General features: G+C 71.9%; 14 protein-coding genes. 6 read left to right on the top strand and 8 right to left on the bottom strand.

The genetic code is table 11. The features are described from left to right. Positions 1 to 24: 24 nt before the first annotated feature. The 5 genes from acs to AABA78_RS06745 form a co-directional block, all read right to left on the bottom strand. Positions 25 to 1989, bottom strand: coding sequence for an acetate--CoA ligase (gene acs, locus AABA78_RS06765; RefSeq protein ID WP_338262150.1), 1965 nt, complete (start codon positions 1987 to 1989; stop codon positions 25 to 27). An 11-nt stretch (positions 1990 to 2000) separates the two neighbouring features. Continuing rightward, on the bottom strand, positions 2001 to 3104 hold the full coding sequence (locus AABA78_RS06760; protein ID WP_338262149.1) for a hypothetical protein: 1104 nt from the start codon (positions 3102 to 3104) through the stop codon (positions 2001 to 2003). 156 nt (positions 3105 to 3260) lie between these two features. After that, positions 3261 to 4646 carry a sigma-54-dependent transcriptional regulator gene (locus tag AABA78_RS06755; protein WP_338262148.1) on the bottom strand — a complete coding sequence of 462 codons (1386 nt, stop codon included), beginning with the start codon at positions 4644 to 4646 and terminating at the stop codon, positions 3261 to 3263. Next, positions 4643 to 7597, bottom strand: a complete 2955-nt coding sequence (locus AABA78_RS06750; RefSeq protein ID WP_338262147.1) for an ATP-binding protein — start codon at positions 7595 to 7597, stop codon at positions 4643 to 4645. Before AABA78_RS06750 ends, AABA78_RS06755 begins: the two co-directional genes overlap by 4 nt. Then, positions 7594 to 7755, bottom strand: coding sequence for a hypothetical protein (locus tag AABA78_RS06745; RefSeq protein WP_171419721.1), 162 nt, complete (start codon positions 7753 to 7755; stop codon positions 7594 to 7596). Before AABA78_RS06745 ends, AABA78_RS06750 begins: the two co-directional genes overlap by 4 nt. Positions 7756 to 7845: 90 nt before the next feature. On the opposite strand from AABA78_RS06745, the gene AABA78_RS06740 reads away from it, so the two are divergent. Next, on the top strand, positions 7846 to 9432 hold the full coding sequence (locus AABA78_RS06740) for a GspE/PulE family protein (RefSeq protein WP_338262146.1): 1587 nt from the start codon (positions 7846 to 7848) through the stop codon (positions 9430 to 9432). Here AABA78_RS06740 and AABA78_RS06735 read toward each other — a convergent pair. Then, entirely contained in the window at positions 9350 to 11011 is a 1662-nt protein-coding gene (locus AABA78_RS06735) for a sensor histidine kinase (RefSeq protein WP_338262145.1), read from the bottom strand. The two genes, AABA78_RS06740 and AABA78_RS06735, sit on opposite strands and share 83 nt — an antisense overlap. A 197-nt stretch (positions 11012 to 11208) precedes the next feature. Further along, complete coding sequence (locus AABA78_RS06730; protein ID WP_338262144.1) at positions 11209 to 11781, bottom strand: dihydrofolate reductase family protein; 573 nt, start codon at positions 11779 to 11781, stop codon at positions 11209 to 11211. A 108-nt stretch (positions 11782 to 11889) separates the two neighbouring features. Between AABA78_RS06730 and AABA78_RS06725 the strand changes: the two genes are divergently transcribed. The 5 genes from AABA78_RS06725 (at position 11890) to AABA78_RS06705 (ending at position 16017) form a co-directional block, all read left to right on the top strand. Beyond that, positions 11890 to 12258, top strand: a complete 369-nt coding sequence (locus AABA78_RS06725; protein ID WP_338262143.1) for a hypothetical protein — start codon at positions 11890 to 11892, stop codon at positions 12256 to 12258. Positions 12259 to 12266: 8 nt separating this feature from the next. Further along, a complete protein-coding gene (locus AABA78_RS06720) occupies positions 12267 to 12836 on the top strand; it encodes an imm11 family protein (RefSeq protein ID WP_338262142.1) in 570 nt (189 codons plus the stop codon). A gap of 64 nt (positions 12837 to 12900) precedes the next feature. Next, positions 12901 to 14088, top strand: a complete 1188-nt coding sequence (locus tag AABA78_RS06715) for a GNAT family N-acetyltransferase (protein WP_338262141.1) — start codon at positions 12901 to 12903, stop codon at positions 14086 to 14088. Positions 14089 to 14164: 76 nt separating this feature from the next. Then, on the top strand, positions 14165 to 15139 hold the full coding sequence (locus AABA78_RS06710; protein WP_338262140.1) for an NAD-dependent epimerase/dehydratase family protein: 975 nt from the start codon (positions 14165 to 14167) through the stop codon (positions 15137 to 15139). Between the two features lie 11 nt (positions 15140 to 15150). Then, the gene (locus AABA78_RS06705; RefSeq protein WP_338262139.1) at positions 15151 to 16017 is read left to right on the top strand and encodes a WGR domain-containing protein; all 867 of its coding nucleotides are present in this window, start codon (positions 15151 to 15153) and stop codon (positions 16015 to 16017) included. A 29-nt stretch (positions 16018 to 16046) separates the two neighbouring features. Here the strand turns inward: AABA78_RS06705 and AABA78_RS06700 are convergent, their stop codons facing one another. Further along, a complete protein-coding gene (locus AABA78_RS06700; RefSeq protein ID WP_338262138.1) occupies positions 16047 to 16880 on the bottom strand; it encodes a hypothetical protein in 834 nt (277 codons plus the stop codon). Positions 16881 to 17014: the final 134 nt, after the last annotated feature.

Genomic DNA, 17014 nt, shown 5'->3' with positions numbered 1-17014 from the left:
CGGTGCGCTCCGGAAGTGAGGGTTTCAGCGTCGCGAGGCCGGCGGCAGGCCCTTGGTCAACAACTCATCCAGCACGGCGGGGTCCGCGAGCGTGCTCGCGTCGCCCAGGTTCTCCGTCTCGCCGCCGGCGATCTTCCGGAGCATGCGGCGGAGGATTTTTCCCGAGCGCGTCTTGGGCAGGCCCGACACCAGCACCACCCGGTCCGGCGTGGCGATGGGGCCAATCACGTGCCGCACCTGTTCGCGCAAGCTGCCCACCATCTTCTCGTCCGGGGTGCGCAGGAAGTCCGGCTTCACCGTGACGAAGGCGCACACGCCCGTGCCCTTCAGGTCGTGCGGGTAGCCCACCACGGCGGCCTCGGCGACGGCCTCGTGCGCGACGAGCGCGCTCTCCACCTCCGCGGTGCCCAGGCGGTGGCCGGACACGTTGAGCACGTCGTCCACGCGGCCGGTGATCCAGTAGTAGCCGTCCTCGTCGCGGCGGCAGCCGTCGCCGGTGAAGTACAGCGGCAGGAACCGCGCGTAGTACGTCTCCACGAAGCGCGAGTGGTGGCCGTACAGCGTGCGCGCCTGGCCCGGCCACGAGCGCGCGAGGCACAGGTTGCCGCTCACGCCGTTGCCCTCCAGCTTCTTGCCCTCCTCATCCACCAGCACCGGCTCCACGCCGAAGAAGGGCAGGGTGGCGCTGCCGGGCTTGCAGGGCGTCGCGCCCGGCAGCGGGGCAATGAGGATGCCGCCCGTCTCCGTCTGCCACCAGGTGTCCACCACGGGGCAGCGGCCCTCGCCCACCACGTCGTGGAACCAGCGCCAGACCTCCGGGTTGATGGGCTCGCCCACGCTGCCCAACAGGCGCAGCGACTTGCGGGAGGACTTCGTGACGAAGCCGTCGCCCTCCTTGATGAGCGAGCGCAGCGCGGTGGGCGCGGTGTAGAGCGTGGTGGCCTTCAGGTCGTCCACCACCTGCCAGAGGCGGCTCGCGTCGGGCCACGTGGGGGTGGACTCGAAGAGGACCGTGGTGGTGCCGGTGGAGAGCGGGCCGTACACGAGATACGAGTGGCCCGTCACCCAGCCCACGTCCGCGGTGCAGAAGTGCACGTCGTCCGGCTGCGTGTCGAAGATGTAGCGGAAGGTTGTATTGGCGTAGACGAGGTATCCGCCCGTGGTGTGCAGCACGCCCTTGGGCTTCCCGGTGGAGCCGGAGGTGTAGAGGATGAAGAGCGGGTCTTCCGCGTCCATCCACTCCGCGGGGCACACGCCGCGGTGCTTCTGGACCTCCACGTCCAGCCAGTGGTCGCGCCCCTCGCGCATGGGCACGTCCCCGGGCGTGCGGCGCGCGACGAGCACGGACGTCACCTGGGACAGGCCCTCCAGGGCCTCGTCGGTGATGGCCTTGGTGGCCACGCTCTTGGGGCCGCGCGGGCCTTCGTTGGCGGTGATGACGACCTTCGCGCCGGAGTCCCGCACGCGCTCGCGCAGCGAGTCCGCGGAGAAGCCCGCGAACACCACCGAGTGCACCGCGCCGATGCGCGCGCACGCGAGCAGCGAGTACACGAGCTCCGGAATCATGGGCAGGTAGACGATGACGCGGTCGCCCTTCCGCACGCCGTGCGCCTTGAGCACGTTGGCCAGGCGGTTCACGTGGTGCGCGAGGTCGCGGAAGGTGATGGTCTCGTACTCTCCGGGCGTGTTCTTCGCCCAGAGGATGGCGGCCTTGTCCGGGCGCGCCTTCGCGTGGCGGTCCACGCAGTTGACGGTGACGTTGAGCTTGCCGCCCACGAACCAGGCGAAGTCGGCGGCCTGTTCGTTCACCTCGCGGATGGTCTCCGGCGGGTGGAACCAGGTGAGCTGCCGGGCCTGTTCGCCCCAGAAGGCGTCCGGGGCGTCCAGGCTCTGGCGGTAGAGGCGCTGGTACTCCTCCAGGCTTTGCACGTGCGCGGTGCGGCGGAAGGCTTCCTTCGGCGGGAAGAGCGGGTCCGGTTGCGTGGCCATGGTGGGCGTCCTCAGTAGAAGAGCTGGAGCTGGGCGGTGCCGGTGATGCCCGTGGTCGCGTGGGCGATGTCCCCGGCGCGCGACACGGCCACCTCCGTCTTCAGGTTGAAGGTGTGCTTCTGGAACCAGAGGTTGAAGCCGGGCCGGAACGTGAGCAGGTCCTGCGCGGCCACGCGTCCGTTGAAGTACTCGGTGGTGAAGACGGGCTCGATGATGCCGATGCGGTAGCCCAGTTCCACGAAGAAGCCGGTGCCGCTGATGACGTTGTCGAAGCCCTGCTGCCAGGAGAAGACGTTGCTCTGGAGGACGAACTCCTGGTCGTCGCCCACGGGCACGTCCAGGAACACGTCCGCCGCCAGCGCCACCGCGTCGTGGATACCGGAGGCGGTGGCGATGGCGGAGTACTGGAAGTCCCCGGCCACGCCGAACGACAGCAGGGGCTCTTGCGTGAAGTAGATGCCCCGGAGGAACTGGTCGTACTCGTGGCCCCAGACGTTGTAGCGCACCGTGCCCACCGCGCGCGGCAGGTCGTCCGCGTTGACCACCTGCCCGTTCTCCAGCGTCGCGCCCTCCACGCCGTTGAGGATGGCGGCGCGGTACGCCCACGGGCCCGCGAAGCCGCGCACCTGGACGCCCATGTCGCGCCACACCTTGCCCACGCCTGGCGGGTAGCGGATGAGGTCGGAGTGGTAGTCCACCGTGTTGAGCGCGATGGCGCCCTGCAGCGTGTGGTGCGACAGCGGCGCGAGGATGAAGCCCGCCTCCACCCACGTCTTGTCGGCGAACTCGTACGCGACCGTGGCGTCCTGGATGTAGAAGGCGGGGCTGTAGTCGCCGTTCTTGCCGAAGTTCGGCTGGTCCGTGTCGATGAAGAACGACAGCTTCTTCGTGATGGAGCCGAAGACGAGCAGCCGCACACGGCGCAGGAAGAAGTCCGTGCTCACGCCTCCCGTGGGCGCGCCGTCCTTGACGAGCTGCATCTGCGGCTGCAGCAGCACGTCCACGTTGAGGACCGCGTCGTCGCCGAGCTGGATCTTCCCCGCCGCCGCCGGCAGCGCGGTCAGCAGGGCCGTGAGCACCAACAACCGCGACAGGGGAGGGGGCAGGGGGCGCATGGGTCCCCATCCCCTGAGCAACGCGCGTTCCACCCGCGTGCACCCCGGGTTTCAGGACCTTGGGGGTTGGCTCGCCGCGTCAGGGTGTGGCGGAAGGTGACAGGGCGTTACCCCTTGTAACGATTCGTGCAGCGCGTCGTAACAAGGGGGGCCGCGTCAGGCGCGCGTGCGGGGGATGCCCAGCCGCTGGCGCTTCTCCCAGAGTGTCTTGCGGCTGATGCCCAACCGGCGCGCCAGCTCCGTCTCGCCCATGCGGTCCTGGTGCTCCAGCACGAAGCGGCGGAAGTACTCCTCCATGGAGTCCGGCGATTCGGGGGCCTCGCTGACGGGGACGGGCGGGAAGTCCGCCTCCTCCAGCACGGGCGGAGGGCCGTCCACTCCCGGCCCGCCCGGTGGCTCCAGCGCCAGCAGGTCGGCGGTGATGAGCGGGCCGTCCGCGAGGATGACCGCGCGCTCGATGGCGTTCTCCAGCTCGCGCACGTTGCCCGGCCACGGGTGCTGCGCGATGGCCGCCAGCGCGTCCGGGGACAGCGACGCGGACGGGCGCCCCATCCGCTTGCTGGCCCGCTCCAGCAGGTGCCTGGCCAGCGCGGGAAGGTCCTCGCCGCGCTCGCGCAGGGGCGGCAGGCGGATTTCCACGACGCGCAGCCGGAAGTAGAGGTCCTGGCGGAACAGCCCCTCCTGCACGCGACGGGGCAGGTCGCGGTGCGTGGCCGCGAGGATGCGCACGTCCACCTTGCGCGAGCGCGTGGCGCCCACCCGCCGCACCTCGCCGTCCTGGAGCATGCGCAACAGGCGCGCCTGCGCGGGCGCGGGCAGCTCTCCAATCTCATCCAGGAAGAGCGTGCCGCCGTGCGCGGCCTCCACCAGGCCCGCGTGCGCGGCCTGCGCGCCGGTGAAGGCGCCCTTCTCGTGGCCGAACAGCTCGCTCTCCAGCAGGCCTTCGGGGATGGCGGCGCAGTTGACGGCGATGAGCGGCCCCTCCGCGCGCGGGCTCTGCGCGTGGACGGCGCGGGCCACCAGCTCCTTGCCGGTGCCGGACTCGCCCAGCACCAGCACGGTGGCGGCGGACGGGGCCACCTTGCGCACGCGCTCGAACACGTCGCGCATGGCGGGGGAGCTGCCCACCATGCCGCCGGGGGACCAGGTCTGCTCCACTTCGCGCTTGAGCGCGGCGTTCTGGCGGGTGAGGCGGCCCTCGCGCAGCACGCGCTCCACCTGGAGCAGCAGCTCGTCGTGGTCGAAGGGCTTCGCGATGTAGTCCACCGCGCCCAGCTTCATCGCGTCCACGGCGGACTTCACCGTGGCGAAGCTGGTCATGATGAGCACCGGTACGCCCGGACACAGCGCGATGATGTCCGTGCCCGGTGGGCCTGGGAGGCGCAGGTCGGAGAGGACCAGGTCGAAGGCGTCCAGCGCGTGCTCGGCGGCGGCCTCCGGCACGGCGCCGGCCTCCGCCACGTCGTGGCCCGCGCGCGTGAGCAGCCTTCGCAGCTCCGTGCGGATGATGGGCTCGTCCTCGATGACCAGGATGCGGCTCAAGCGGAGGCCTCCTGCTTCAGGGCTTCAGCGCGGGGCAGGCTGAGCGTCACGCGGGTGCCGCCGTCGGGGCGGCCCTCGATGCGCAGCGTGCCGCCGTGCTCGCGCACGATGCCCTCCACCAGCGTGAGGCCCAGCCCGGTGCCCTCGCCGGGCTGCTTGGTGGTGAAGAACGGCTCGAAGATGCGTTGCGACAGCTCTGGGGTGATGCCGTGCCCCCGGTCCTCCACCTGGATGCGCACCTGGTCTCCAGTGGCTTCCGCCATCAGGTCCACGCGCGAGCCCGCGGGCGACGCGTCGATGGCGTTGGTCAAGAGGTTCACCAGCACCTGCTCCAGCCGCTGCGCGTCGCCGCGCACGTCCAGCCCTTCCGGGCTCTGATGCGTGCACTCCACGTCGCGCGCCTTGCGTGACAGTCGCGCCAGCTGCGCGGCCTCCGCGAGCAGCGGCCCCACCGCCACGCGCGTGAAGGGCCGCGACTCGCCGCCCACCGTGCCCGCGTGGCCGAAGCCCACGAGCGCCCGGACGATGGTGTCGATGCGGCGGCACTGCTGGAGGATGAGCCCCACGCGCTCGCGCACGGCCTCCGGGTCCTCCAACTCGTACTTGAGGTTCTGGCTGATGCTGGCGATGGCGGTGAGCGGGTTGCCAATCTCATGCGCCACGCCCGCGGCCACCCGGCCCAGCGACGCCAGCCGGTCCTGGTGCGCGAGCCGCGCGTCCACCGCCTTCCTCTCCGTCCAGTCCTCCACCAGGAACGTGATGCCCGTCTGCCCGCCGCCGTCCCCGTCCGAAGGCGCGAGCCGCGAGCGATGCAGCCGCAGCAGGCGCGGCCTTCCAGCCACCGTGACGCGCACCTCGTCGTCGCCGCCCGGCGCCCGCGCGAGCTCCGCGAAGAGAGGGCCCCAGGGCTCCGGCAGACGCGCGAGCCGCTGGCCCCGCACCGAGTCCATGGGCACGCCCGACAGGGCCTCCAGCGCGGCGTTCCAGAGGACGACCTCGCCGTCCGGGCCCATGGCGCAGACGCCCAGCGGCAGGTCCTCCAGGATGCGGTAGAGGTAGCGGCGCACGACCTCCAGCTCGCGCAAGGGGCCGCGCATGTCGCGCGCGTCGCGCAGCCGCTCCTCCACGAAGCGCAGCTGATCCGCCAGGGCCGTGCGCGCGCCGGGGTCCAGCCGCAGCGCCTCCCCCACCGCGAGCCGCGCCAGCACCGGGCCGATGAGGCCGGAGAGGTTTCGCTCCACGCCGTCGCGCAGGCGGCGCAGCTCCGCGGGCCGGCGCTCGTCCGGGGCCAGGTCCAGCGCCTCGCGCGCGCGGTCCACCTCCGCCGCGGCCACCTGCGCGCCCAGCACCGGCTCCAGCTGCCGGCGGAACTCGTCCGGGGAGCTGGCCTCGACGCTGCCCTCCGCGAGCCCCGGCGCCTCGCGCGCGCACACCCGCGCGGCCTGCTGCTCCTCCACGGACTGGCGCGTGACGAGCGACACCGCCACGAAGCACAGCGCGTTGAGGGCCAGCGAGGTGAAGGTGGCGAAGCCCCAGGGCTCCTCCGCGCCGAAGCCCAGCTTCGCGGAGACCTGGTGGGTCCACGCCACCATCGAGGGCGGCTCCCACAGCGGGGCCACCAGGGTGACGGCCCACGTCGCCGCGCCCGCGCCCAGCCCCGCGAGCAGCCCCGCGCGCGTGGCCTTGGGCCACGTGAGCAGCCCCAGCACCCCCGGCGCGAACTGCGCGGTGGCCACGAAGGACACGAGCCCCAGGTCCACCAGCCCCGTCGTCCGCGCGTTCAGCAGCCGGTAGAAGCCGTAGCCCGCCAGGATGACGGCGGCGATGAGCACGCGCCGGGCCCACAAGAGCCACCCGTACAGGTCGTCCCGTCCGCGCGTGGTGCCCAGCGGCAGCACCAGGTGCGTCAGGCACATGGGCGCGAGCGCGAGCGTGGTGACGATGACCATGGCGCTCGCCGCGGACACGCCGCCCAGGAACGCGATGAGCGCGAGCAGCGGGGCGCCCTTGGCGATGGGCACGGAGAGGACGTGGAAGTCCGCGGGCCAGGGCAGGCCCAGCGCCTCTCCGGACCACAGCAGCACGGGGATGGCCGCGTTGATGAGCAGCATCAACAGCGGGAAGGCCCACGCGACGGTGGCCAGCCCGTCGCGCTCCGGCGCCTCCGTGAAGGCCACGTGGTACTGCCGGGGCGTGAGGAAGGCGGCGATGGTGGAGAGCACCAGCAGCGGCGCCCAGGGCGCGTCACGCGCGGGGCGCTGGAGGTTCTCCACGGCCTCCGGGTGGAGGGTGAGCCAGTCGTTCAGCCCGCCCACGCCGCCGAAGACGGACACCACGCACCAGCCCGCGACGAGGAGCAGCGCCAGCAGCTTCACGCCCGACTCGAAGGCGATGGCCAGCATCAGCCCTTCATGCCGCTCGCGCGGGGCGGGGTGGCGCGCGCCGAAGAGGAGCGCGAAGACGATGAGCACGCCGCAGAAGCCGGGCCCCACCAGCGCGGGGGACGCGGCGGGGCTCAAGAGGCGCGCGGACTCCACGACGGCGCGAATCTGGAGCGCCAGGTAGGGCAGGCTGCCGGCCAGCGCGAACAGCGTCACCGCCGTGCCCGTCACCTGGCCGGGGTAGCGGAAGGCGAGCAGGTCCGCGAGCGAGGTGAGCTGCAGCTCGCGCGTCAGCCGCAAGAGGGGCCGCCACAGCACCGGGGCCAGCAGGCACGCGAGCGTGAGGCCCAGGTAGATGCCCAGGTAGCGGAAGCCGTGGCGGGCCGCGTAGCCCACGCTGCCGAAGTAGGACCAGGACGTGGCGTACACGCCCAGGGCCAGCGCGTACGTCAGCGGGTGCTGGGTGATGCGCGAGGAGATGCGGCCCTGCTCCGCCGCGTACGCCACCAGGAAGAGCACGCCCAGGTAGGCCACGGAGGCGACGACGAGCGGGCCGGGCCCCAGCGTCATGGGCGCGGGCTCCGGTGCGCCACCCACCCGCCCAGGGCGATGACGCCCAGCCACACGAGGAAGGGGAGCGAGGCGGGGGCGCCCTCCGCCAGCCACAGCCTGCGCAGCGGCGAGCCGAACAGCAGCACCGCCACGGCGAACACCAGCAGCGACGGCATGGCGGGAGGATCCGCGGGGGGCCGCGACATGGGGGGCGAGGATAGCAGCCCTGGCGGGGCACGCGGGGGGCCGTGATAAGCCGGCGGGCCATGGCTCCCCCGGACGTGCCCCCGTTCTCCGAACTGCCCCAGTTCACGCTCGACCGCGAATCGCTGCGGCTGCTCCCGGAGTCCTTCTGCCGGCGGCTGGGCGTCGCGGTGATGGGGAAGGTGGACGCGGCCAACGACACGCAAGCCGTGACGGTGGCGATGCTGGACCCGGAGGACCTGTCCGTGCGCTACCGCATCGCGGACTTCCTGCGCCGGCCGGTGCTGCCCGTGCGGCTCAACCGCTATGAAATCGACTCCGCGCTGGAGGTGGGCTTCGGCGCGGGGGTGCACGCGTCGGTGGACGTGGTGCTGAAGGCCGGCACGCCGCTGTCCCACCGGCCCACGCCGGTGGAGCTGGTGAACCACGTGCTCGCGGTGGCGGTGGCGCAGAACGCGTCCGACATCCACCTGGAGAGCTACACGGACGACGTGGACCTGCGCTATCGCGTCGATGGCATCCTCCACCAGACGTACACGGACATCTCCCCGGACTCGCTGCCGGAGGTGGTGAGCCGCATCAAGGTGATGGCGGGGCTGGACATCTCGGAGAAGCGCCGGCCCCAGGACGGCCGCCTGCGCGCGCTCTACGAGAGCGAGGCGGGGCGCAAGTTCGTGGACTTCCGCGTGAGCGTGGTGCCCTCCCCGGCGGGCGAGGACGTGGTCATCCGCCTGCTCGACGCCACGGTGGGGCTGGTGCCCGTGGAGAAGCTGGGGATGACGCCGGAGCTGCAGGCCACGGTGCTGCGGCTGCTGGGCAACCCGGAGGGGCTGGTGCTGGTGACGGGGCCCACCGGCAGCGGCAAGACGACGACGCTGTACGCGGCGCTGGCGCGGCTCAACGACGGGCGCAAGAAGATCATCACCGCGGAGGACCCCATCGAGTACGTGGTCCCCAAGGTGAACCAGAAGCAGGTGTCGCCGCAGATGCCGCACCTGACGCTGCTGCGCGCGCTCCTGCGGCAGGACCCCAACGTGATGCTGGTGGGGGAGATCCGCGACCTGGAGACGGGCAGCACCGCGCTGATGGCGGCGGCCACGGGACACGTGGTGCTGGGCACGCTGCACACGGCGGATGCCATTGGCGCGGTGAGCCGGCTGCGCGGGCTGAAGCTGGAGGACGGCGACATCGCGGAGGCGCTGCTCGCGGTGCTGGCGCAGCGGCTGGTGCGGCGCATCTGCCCGGAGTGCTCCGCGCCCACGACGCCGACGGCGGATCAGCTGGCACTGCTGGGACCGCTGCTGGACGGCGTGCAGCCCCGGGCGGGACAGGGCTGCGAGGCGTGCCGCCACACCGGCTTCAAGGGGCGCGTGGGCCTCTTCGAGCTGCTGGTGGTGGACCCGGAGCTGCAACTGCTCATCGCCACCGGGGCGCCGGGCGTCCAGCTGCGCCGCCACGCCCGGGCGCGCGGCTTCCGCACGCTGGTGGAGGACGCGCTGGCGAAGGTGGCGGACGGGGTCACCACGCTGCACGAGCTGACGCGCGTGGTGCCCTACCGCTACATCCTCACGGCTCGGGAGGAGCGTCTGGGTCAGGCTCGGGAGGAGCGTCAGCTCCGGGCTCAGGTGACGCGTCAGCCTCCGGGGTGACGTTCGTCTCCACGTCCGGGCTCAGGGGCAGCATCACGGTGAAGGTCGAGCCCTCTCCGAGAGCGCTGCGCACCTGGACGATGCCGCCGTGGGCCTCGATGATCTGCTGGGTGATGAAGAGGCCCAGCCCCAGGCCGCCGTAGTTGCGCTCGGACACCGCGCGCACGAAGCGCTCGAAGATGCGCGGCTGGTCCTCGGGCGAGATGCCGATGCCCGCGTCGCGCATGCTCATGACGGCCAGCCCGGACTCCACGCGCACGCGGAGGTGGATGGGCTTGCCGGCGCCGTACTTGAGCGCGTTGGTGAGCAGGTTGGTGATGACCTGGTCCAGGCGGGCGCGGTCCCAGTTCCCCTCGATGGGGGTGGGGGCCTCCAGCGTGACGGCGCACCCGACCTGCAGGGACTGGGGGGCGTAGCGGGCCACGACCTCCTTCGCGAGCGAGACCAGCTCCATGGGCGCCCGGTCCAGCCGCAGCTGGCCCATGCTGATGCGCGAGACGTCCAGCAGGTCCTCGATGAGGTCCGACAGCTTGCGCACCTGCCGGCGGGCCACCTCCAGGTCGCGGGTGATGCGCTCCACGGGCAGGGTGGCGGAAGGGTGGTTCTCCACGGTGCGCAGCAGGGCGGTCAGCTTCAGCTGCAGCGGGGTGAGCGGCGTCTTCAGCTCGTGGGAGGCGACGGAGAGGAACTCGTCCCGGGCGCGCACGGCGTCGCGCAGCATCTCCAGTTCGCGCCGCTCCTGGTGCTGCTTGCGCTGGGTGATGTCGCGCGTCACCTTGGCGTAGCCCACCAGCTGGCCCTGCGCGTCGCGCAGCGCGGTGATGACGACGCTGGCCCAGAAGAGGCTGCCGTCCTTGCGCACGCGCCAGGCCTCCTCCTCGAAGCGGCCCTCGCTGGCGGCCACCTGGAGGGCGTGCCAGGGCTTGCCCCGCGCCACGTCCTCCGGGGGAAAGAAGCGGCTGAAGTGCTGGCCGATGATCTCCTCGGCCTTGTACTGCTTGAAGCGCTCCGCGCCGGCGTTCCAGGTGGAGACCCGGCCGTCGGCGTCCAGCATGTAGATGGCGTAGTCCTGGACGTGCTCGACGAGCAGGCGGAAGCGCTCCTCGCTCTCCCGCAGGCGCTCCTGGGTCTGCTTGCGCTCGGTGAAGTCGCGCGTCACCTTGCCGTAGCCCACGAGCTGGCCCTGCGAGTCGCGCATCGCGGTGATGACGACGTTGGCCCAGAAGAGGCTGCCGTCCTTGCGCACGCGCCAGCCCTCCTCCTCGAAGCGGCCCTCGCGGTTGACGAGCTCCAGCTCCAGCTGGGGCTTGCCGCTGGCGATGTCCTCGGTCGGGTAGAAGCGGCTGAAGTGCTGGCCCAGGATCTCCTCGGCCTTGTAGCCCTTGATGCGTTCGGCGCCGGTGTTCCAGCTGACGATGTAGCCCGCGGGATCCAGCGTGAGGATGGCGTAGTCCCGCACGCTGTCGATGAACAGGCGCAACTGCGCGCCCATGTCTCGAGCGGACTGGGGGCTGACGTACGCGATGTCGCCACCGCTGGCGGAGGAGGGTGGCTGACCGTCGTCCAGGGGACTCCTCATAGGGACTGAAGCGTAATGCACCGTGCGGGTCGTTCGTGGAGGAACGATGTTTTGACTCCATCCACCAGCCAACCCTGCCGGGGACCAGGCTTTCGAGTAGAGCGGAAGCTCACACCCTGCGTGGATGCCGCCTCGCTTCGACCATTGGCCCCAGGTTCAATGCGCAGGTCCGGCACCGCGCCCTGCGGCGGGCCGGGCTAGGGCTCGCGGGGGACGTAGCTCAGGAAGACGACGCCGCTGTCGACCGTGCGCGTGCCGGTGAGCCGCAGGCGGTGGGGCGCGAAGCCCGCGTCGACGAGCCGGATGCCTGCCCCCGCGATGACGGGGTTGAGCTTGATGACATACGCGTCGATTTCGGGGAGCAGTTCAGCCGCGAGCTTGCCGCCGCCGCACAGCCAGATGCCCAGGCCGTCGCGGGCCTTCAGCTCGCGCACGGTGGCGAGCGGCGTGGTGGAGAGGGTGACGCCGGGGTCGGGGCTTTGCGTGAGGGTGCGGGAGAAGACGTAGTGTTCGAGGTGCGGGTACGCGTTGGTGACGCCCGCGTCCAGGCCGACCTGATAGGTGTGCCGGCCCTCCAGCACCGTGTCGAAGTGCTTCCCCGGGCCGGTGATGCCCCTGTGCGCGCGGTAGCCGGCGGGGAGCGTTTCCGGGTACTCGGCGGCGATGGCGTCCAGGTAGTCCGGCTCGATGGCGAAGAAGTCGAACGCCCCGGTGGGCGAGGCGATGAAGCCATCGAGCGAGCTGGCAATGTAATAGGTCAGTTTGCGCATGGGCGTGCTTCCTCCTGACGCCAGGGCTTAGCACCGCGTGGGTGGGGCTGGCTGGTAGAACAGGGGTGCTGGTTGCCTTCTGCACGTCAGTCTCGAAGGAGAGGTGCCATGCGGATCCTGTGGGTGCTGGGAGGAATGGTGCTGGGCTCGGCCCTGACGCTCATCGCCGGGGCCGTGCTGTGGCTGCATGACACGGGGCCCACGCGGTCGTGGATCGAAGTGCGTGTGGAGAATCGCACCGGCCAGGACGTGCGTGAGCTGCGCATCGAGCACGACCACGGCCAGATCGTCCATCGGCCGCTGGGCAAGGGGGACACCGTGGCCCTGGCCTACCCTGTCAGAGGTGAGTCGTCCTACAGCCTCATCGCCGTGCTGGAGGACGGTCGGCAACTGCGAGGTGGTGCTGGCTACATTGAGAGCGGGGCGCGGACGCGGGAAGTGCTGGAGCCGGAGCGGGTGGTCTCGTCGGATCCGTGAGGCGTGTGATGCGACGGTTCTTCGAACTGGACATCGATGTCTATGTGCCGGGGCGCTGGTATCTGCGTGAGCCCACCGACCTGGCGGGGCAGACGGTTCCGGACATTTGGGCGTTTGTTTACGGGCTGCCTGTCATGGACCCCAGGCCGCTGCGTGTTCCTCTGTCCCGGCCCGGTCAGCCGCTGGACTTCGACAAGACGACGGTGGCCGGGACGCCCATCGTCAGTGGGCGCATCGCGTCCGTGTTCCGTGAGATGGCACCGAACGACGTGCAGCTCTTCCCGGTGGAAGTCCAAGGGCAGGTCGAACCGTTCTACCTGCTCAACGTGATGCGCGTGATCCGCTGCATCGACGATGTCGCCTGTGAAGAGGCCCGGCTCTGGACACCCGAGGATGGACGTCCGGACAGGGTGGGCGAGTACCACGTCGTCTCCGGCCTGCGCATCGACACCTTGAAGGTCGGTGATGCGGCCGTCTTCCGCCCTGGGGGCTATCTGCTGCCCATCATCCTGGATGAACAGATCAAGGCCGCCCTGGAACAGAGCGGCATCGTGGGAGGACAGTTCGTCGAGGTCTGAGCCTTCCCGCGCTCCATCCGCTGCGCCATGCTGCGCCGCCTTTCGTCAGCCAAGGGGATGCGGGATGGAGACGGACGCGTACGGACCTCCGAGGAATGAGCAGGAACTGGCCGCCATCGCGGACATCACCGCGCAGGCGTTCGCCATGCCGCTCGCGGACTCCGAGACCGTGGTGCGCAAGAACTTCTCCGAGTCCTCGCTGCGCATCCTGCGCGTGAACGGCGAGGTCGCCGCCACCCTCACCCTCATCCGCATGGGCCAGTTCCTGGGGGGCCGCTCCGTGCCCCTCATCGGCGTGGGCGGCGTGGGCGTCGCTCCCGCGCACCGGGGCGCGGGCGCCGCCACGCGCCTCTTCCATCACTTCCTGCGGGAGATGCGCGACGGGGGCGCCCCCCTCTCCGTCCTCTACCCCGCGACGCAGCCGCTCTACCGGCGCGTGGGCTACGAGGTCGCTGGCGCGCGCTATGAAATCCACGTCGACGCGGCCTCGTTGGAGCTGGGGGAACGCTCCCTGTCCCTGCGCCCCATGCGCCCGTCCGACGACGCGGCGGTGGAGGCCTGCTACCGGCGCTTCGCAGCCCAGCACCACGGCTGGCTGGACCGGGGGGACTACATCTGGCGGCGCGTCCGCACGCCCCGCAACGACACCGCCTACGGCTACGTCGTGGAGGGGACCTCCGGCGTGGAGGGCTACGTGTACCTCGTGCGCGGCCTTTCGCCCCAGGGCGCCGTGCCCAGGCAGGTCCTGAAGCTCACCGACCTCACCGCCACCACGCCCGCCGCCGCGCGCCGGTTGCTTCGCTTCCTGGGCGACCACCGCTCCCTGGCCCAGGACGTGATGTGGTTCGGCGGCGCGGACGAGCCGCTCCTCGCGCTGCTGCGCGAACAGACCTACCAGGTGAAGCTCTCCATGCACTGGATGACGCGCCTGCTGGACGTCCCCCGGGCCCTGGAGGCGCGCGGCTTCGCCCCCGGCCTGTCCGGCGCGCTCCACCTGGACGTGGAGGACGACCTCTTCCCGGAGAACCAGGGGCGCTTCGTGCTGGAGGTGGAGGGCGGCACCGCCCGCGTCCGGCCGGGCGGCGAGGGCCACCTCCAACTGCACGCGCGCGCCCTGGCGCCGCTCTACACCGGCTTCCTCACACCCCGCGCGCTCCAGTTCGCCGGGATGCTGCGCGCGGATGATGCCTCGCTCGACACGGCCAGCGCCCTGTTCGCGGGGCCGGCCCCCTCGCTGCGCGACATGTTCTGACCTTCGGCCCGCGGGCTACCCCGCGCCCCTCCGGGAGTGGTAGGAGCGGCGTCCTCTGTCCGAGGAGGCTTCACACGTGCGAGCGTTCGTCACCGGTGGCTCGGGGTTCGTCGGGAAGCACCTGCTCACGGCGCTCGCGAAGCGCGGGGAGCCGGCGCTCGCGCTGGCCCGTTCCCCCAGCGCCACGGAGGCCGTCCGGGCCGCGGGCGGCGAGCCGTGGGAGGGCGACCTCTCGGATCCAGAGCGCCTGCGCCTGGGCATGGAGGGCTGCGACACCGTCTTCCACGCCGCCGCGCACGTGAAGATGTCCGGCCCCCGCGCGGCCTTCCATGAGGCCAACGTGCGCGGCACGGAGGCCGTGCTGGAGGCCGCTCGCGCTGCGGGCGTGAAGCGCTTCGTGCACGTGAGCACGGAGGCCGTGCTGGTGGATGGCGGCCCCATGGTGAACCTGAACGAAACGCACCCGCTGCCCGCGCGCCCCGTGGGCCCGTACCCGTCCACCAAGGCGGAGGCCGAGTGGCGCGTGCTCCAGGTCAACTCGCCGGAGTTCACCACCGTCGCCGTGCGGCCCCGGATGGTCTGGGGACCGGGGGACACCACCGTGCTGCCCACGCTGGTCGCCGCGGTGAAGTCCGGGCGCTTCCGCTGGATTGGCGGCGGGCACTACCTCACGTCCACCTGCCACGTGGCCAACGCCGTGGAGGGGATGCTGCTGGCCGCGCAGAAGGGGCAGGGCGGCCAGGTGTACTTCCTCACCGACGGCCCGCCCGTGGAGTTCCGCGCCTTCGTCACCGCGCTCCTGAAGACGCAGGGCGTGGAGCCCGGCGACAAGTCCCTGCCCACCGCGCTGGCCGCGACCGTGGCCGTGGTCAGCGACTTCGTCTGGGACCTGCTGGGCCTCAAGAGCGCGCCGCCCCTGTCGCGCACGGAGCTCCTGCTCGCGGGCCAGGAGGTGACGGTGAGCGACGAGAAGGCCCGGCTGGAGCTGGGCTACACGGGCAGCGTGTCGCGCGAGGAGGGACTGCGCGCGCTGGCCGCGAAGGTGGAGTAGCCTCCGCGTCCATGCGCAGGTTCGAGTTCGTCGACGGCAACAGCTCCAAGTTCTGGATGCCCGAGGTGCAGGGCGCCACGTTCATCGTCACCTACGGCCGCATCGGCACCGCGGGGCAGCGCAAGGAGAAGGTCTTCCCGGACGAAGACGCCGCCCTGAAGGAGTACAACAAGAAGGTCGCGGAGAAGGTGCGCGAGGGCTACGCGGAGGTCGGCGCCGAGGCGGGCTCCGCCGCGCCGCCCGCCCCGGCCCCGAAGGCCGCCGCCGCCCCGCCCACCGCGCTCGTGCTGCCGCGCCGCGTGGCCCCCGCCACGCCCGGTCCGGAGGCCGTGGCCGCCGCCGCGGCCGCGCTCACGCTGCTCCAGTCGCGCCTCAAGGGCCCCAGCTGGAAGGTGACGCGGCTGTCTCGCAAGGCCCGCCACGCGCTCCGGGCCCTGGGCGGCGTGGACCCCGCGGCGCACCCGGCCCTGGCCGCGCCCTTCGCCGCGCTGATGGCGCACGTGGTGGGGCCCAAGGCGGAGGGCCGGCTGCCGGTGCGCCACGCGCTGGGGCTCCTGTCCCAGGTGGACGTGGCGGCCTTCCAGCGCGCGGCGGAGATGTGGAAGGCGGCGCCCGCGGGCTCGGTGCCGCCGGGCGTGGCCGCCGCGCGCACGCTCACCGACCCGGAGCTGGCGCTGCGCGTGACGGCGCTCCTCTCGGAGCGCCCCGACCTGCGCGACGGCTCCGAGGACGCGTGGACGAAGCGCTGGGCGACGCTCAAGCCGCACGTGGAGGCCCACCTGTCCGGCGCGGGCCACTCGCTGTCCGCCTTCGTGGGCGGCGTGGACGCGGGCGGCGACGCGCACCTGTCCAAGCGGCTCGCCCGGCTGGGAGCGTGACGCCGGGCACCCGCGCGTCACGCCCAGGCCTACGGTGCGCCTTCCGCCGCGCTGCCACCCTCGGGCGCGGCGGGCTTCTGGAGCGTGGCGGCCGTGGGCTCGCGGTCCACCTCCTCCGCGGGGTAGGCCAGCGCCGCGTCCAGGTACTTCTTCGCCTGCACCCGCCGGCGCTCCGCCTTCGACAGCCCCTCCGGGCTCAGCAGCGCGGGCTCCGCGTCGCCGGACTTCTCCACGACGTGGCCGTCACAGAAGAACCACTCGGTGCGCCCCTCCGGGGACAGCCGCGCGAAGTAGAGGTCCGGCTGGCCCACCTTGGCGGGCTTCGGGCACCACGTCTCGCGCGCCTTCGCCTCGCGCGCCGGGCCCTGCTCGCGCCACTGCTTCTGGGCCTCGCGCAGCGCCGTGGCCGCTTGAAGCTGGGGCGCCAGCGCCATCAGGTCCCGCGCCTCCGTCAGCAGCGTCGCGCCGCGCTGGGCCAGGTCCGGAAACGCGCCCGTGCGCCGGAAGTCGCAGGCCTTCAGCGCCTGGAGGTTGGCCTCGTGCACCTTCAGCACCGGGGGCAGCGTGCGCAGCCCCTCCTCCAGCAGCGCCAGCTGCTTCGCGTGCTCCAGGGCCTTCGGGTCCAGGGCCTGCTCCGTCTCCTTGATGAAGCGCGCCAGCAGGCCGTTCACCGCGGTCAGCTCGTCCTGGAACCAGCGCGGCTCCGCGTCACAGGGGCTCGCCTTCGCCCCCGCGTAGTCCCGATACTCCGCCCGGGACATGCCCAGCGCGTAGTGCTGGACGGGGGGCGCCTGCTTCGCCGCGCAACCCCCGAACGCCGCTCCCAGTCCCAGGAGCGCGATGCTTCGTGCCAGTGTCATCATCCGGGCCATTCTGCCAGCCCTATGAGGCCAAACAACCGGCATGGGCCTTCCTGGAAGGGGGGCGGCCGGGGGAGAAGTCGTGAGTGACAGGGTTGTGACAAAAGCGCCGCCGGGCTTTCCGGGAATGCGGTCCG

This window comes from Corallococcus caeni, from assembly GCF_036245865.1.
GTDB lineage: Bacteria > Myxococcota > Myxococcia > Myxococcales > Myxococcaceae > Corallococcus > Corallococcus caeni.
Note: the sequence above shows the minus strand (reverse complement) of the source record. Positions and strands in the feature narration are given on the sequence as shown.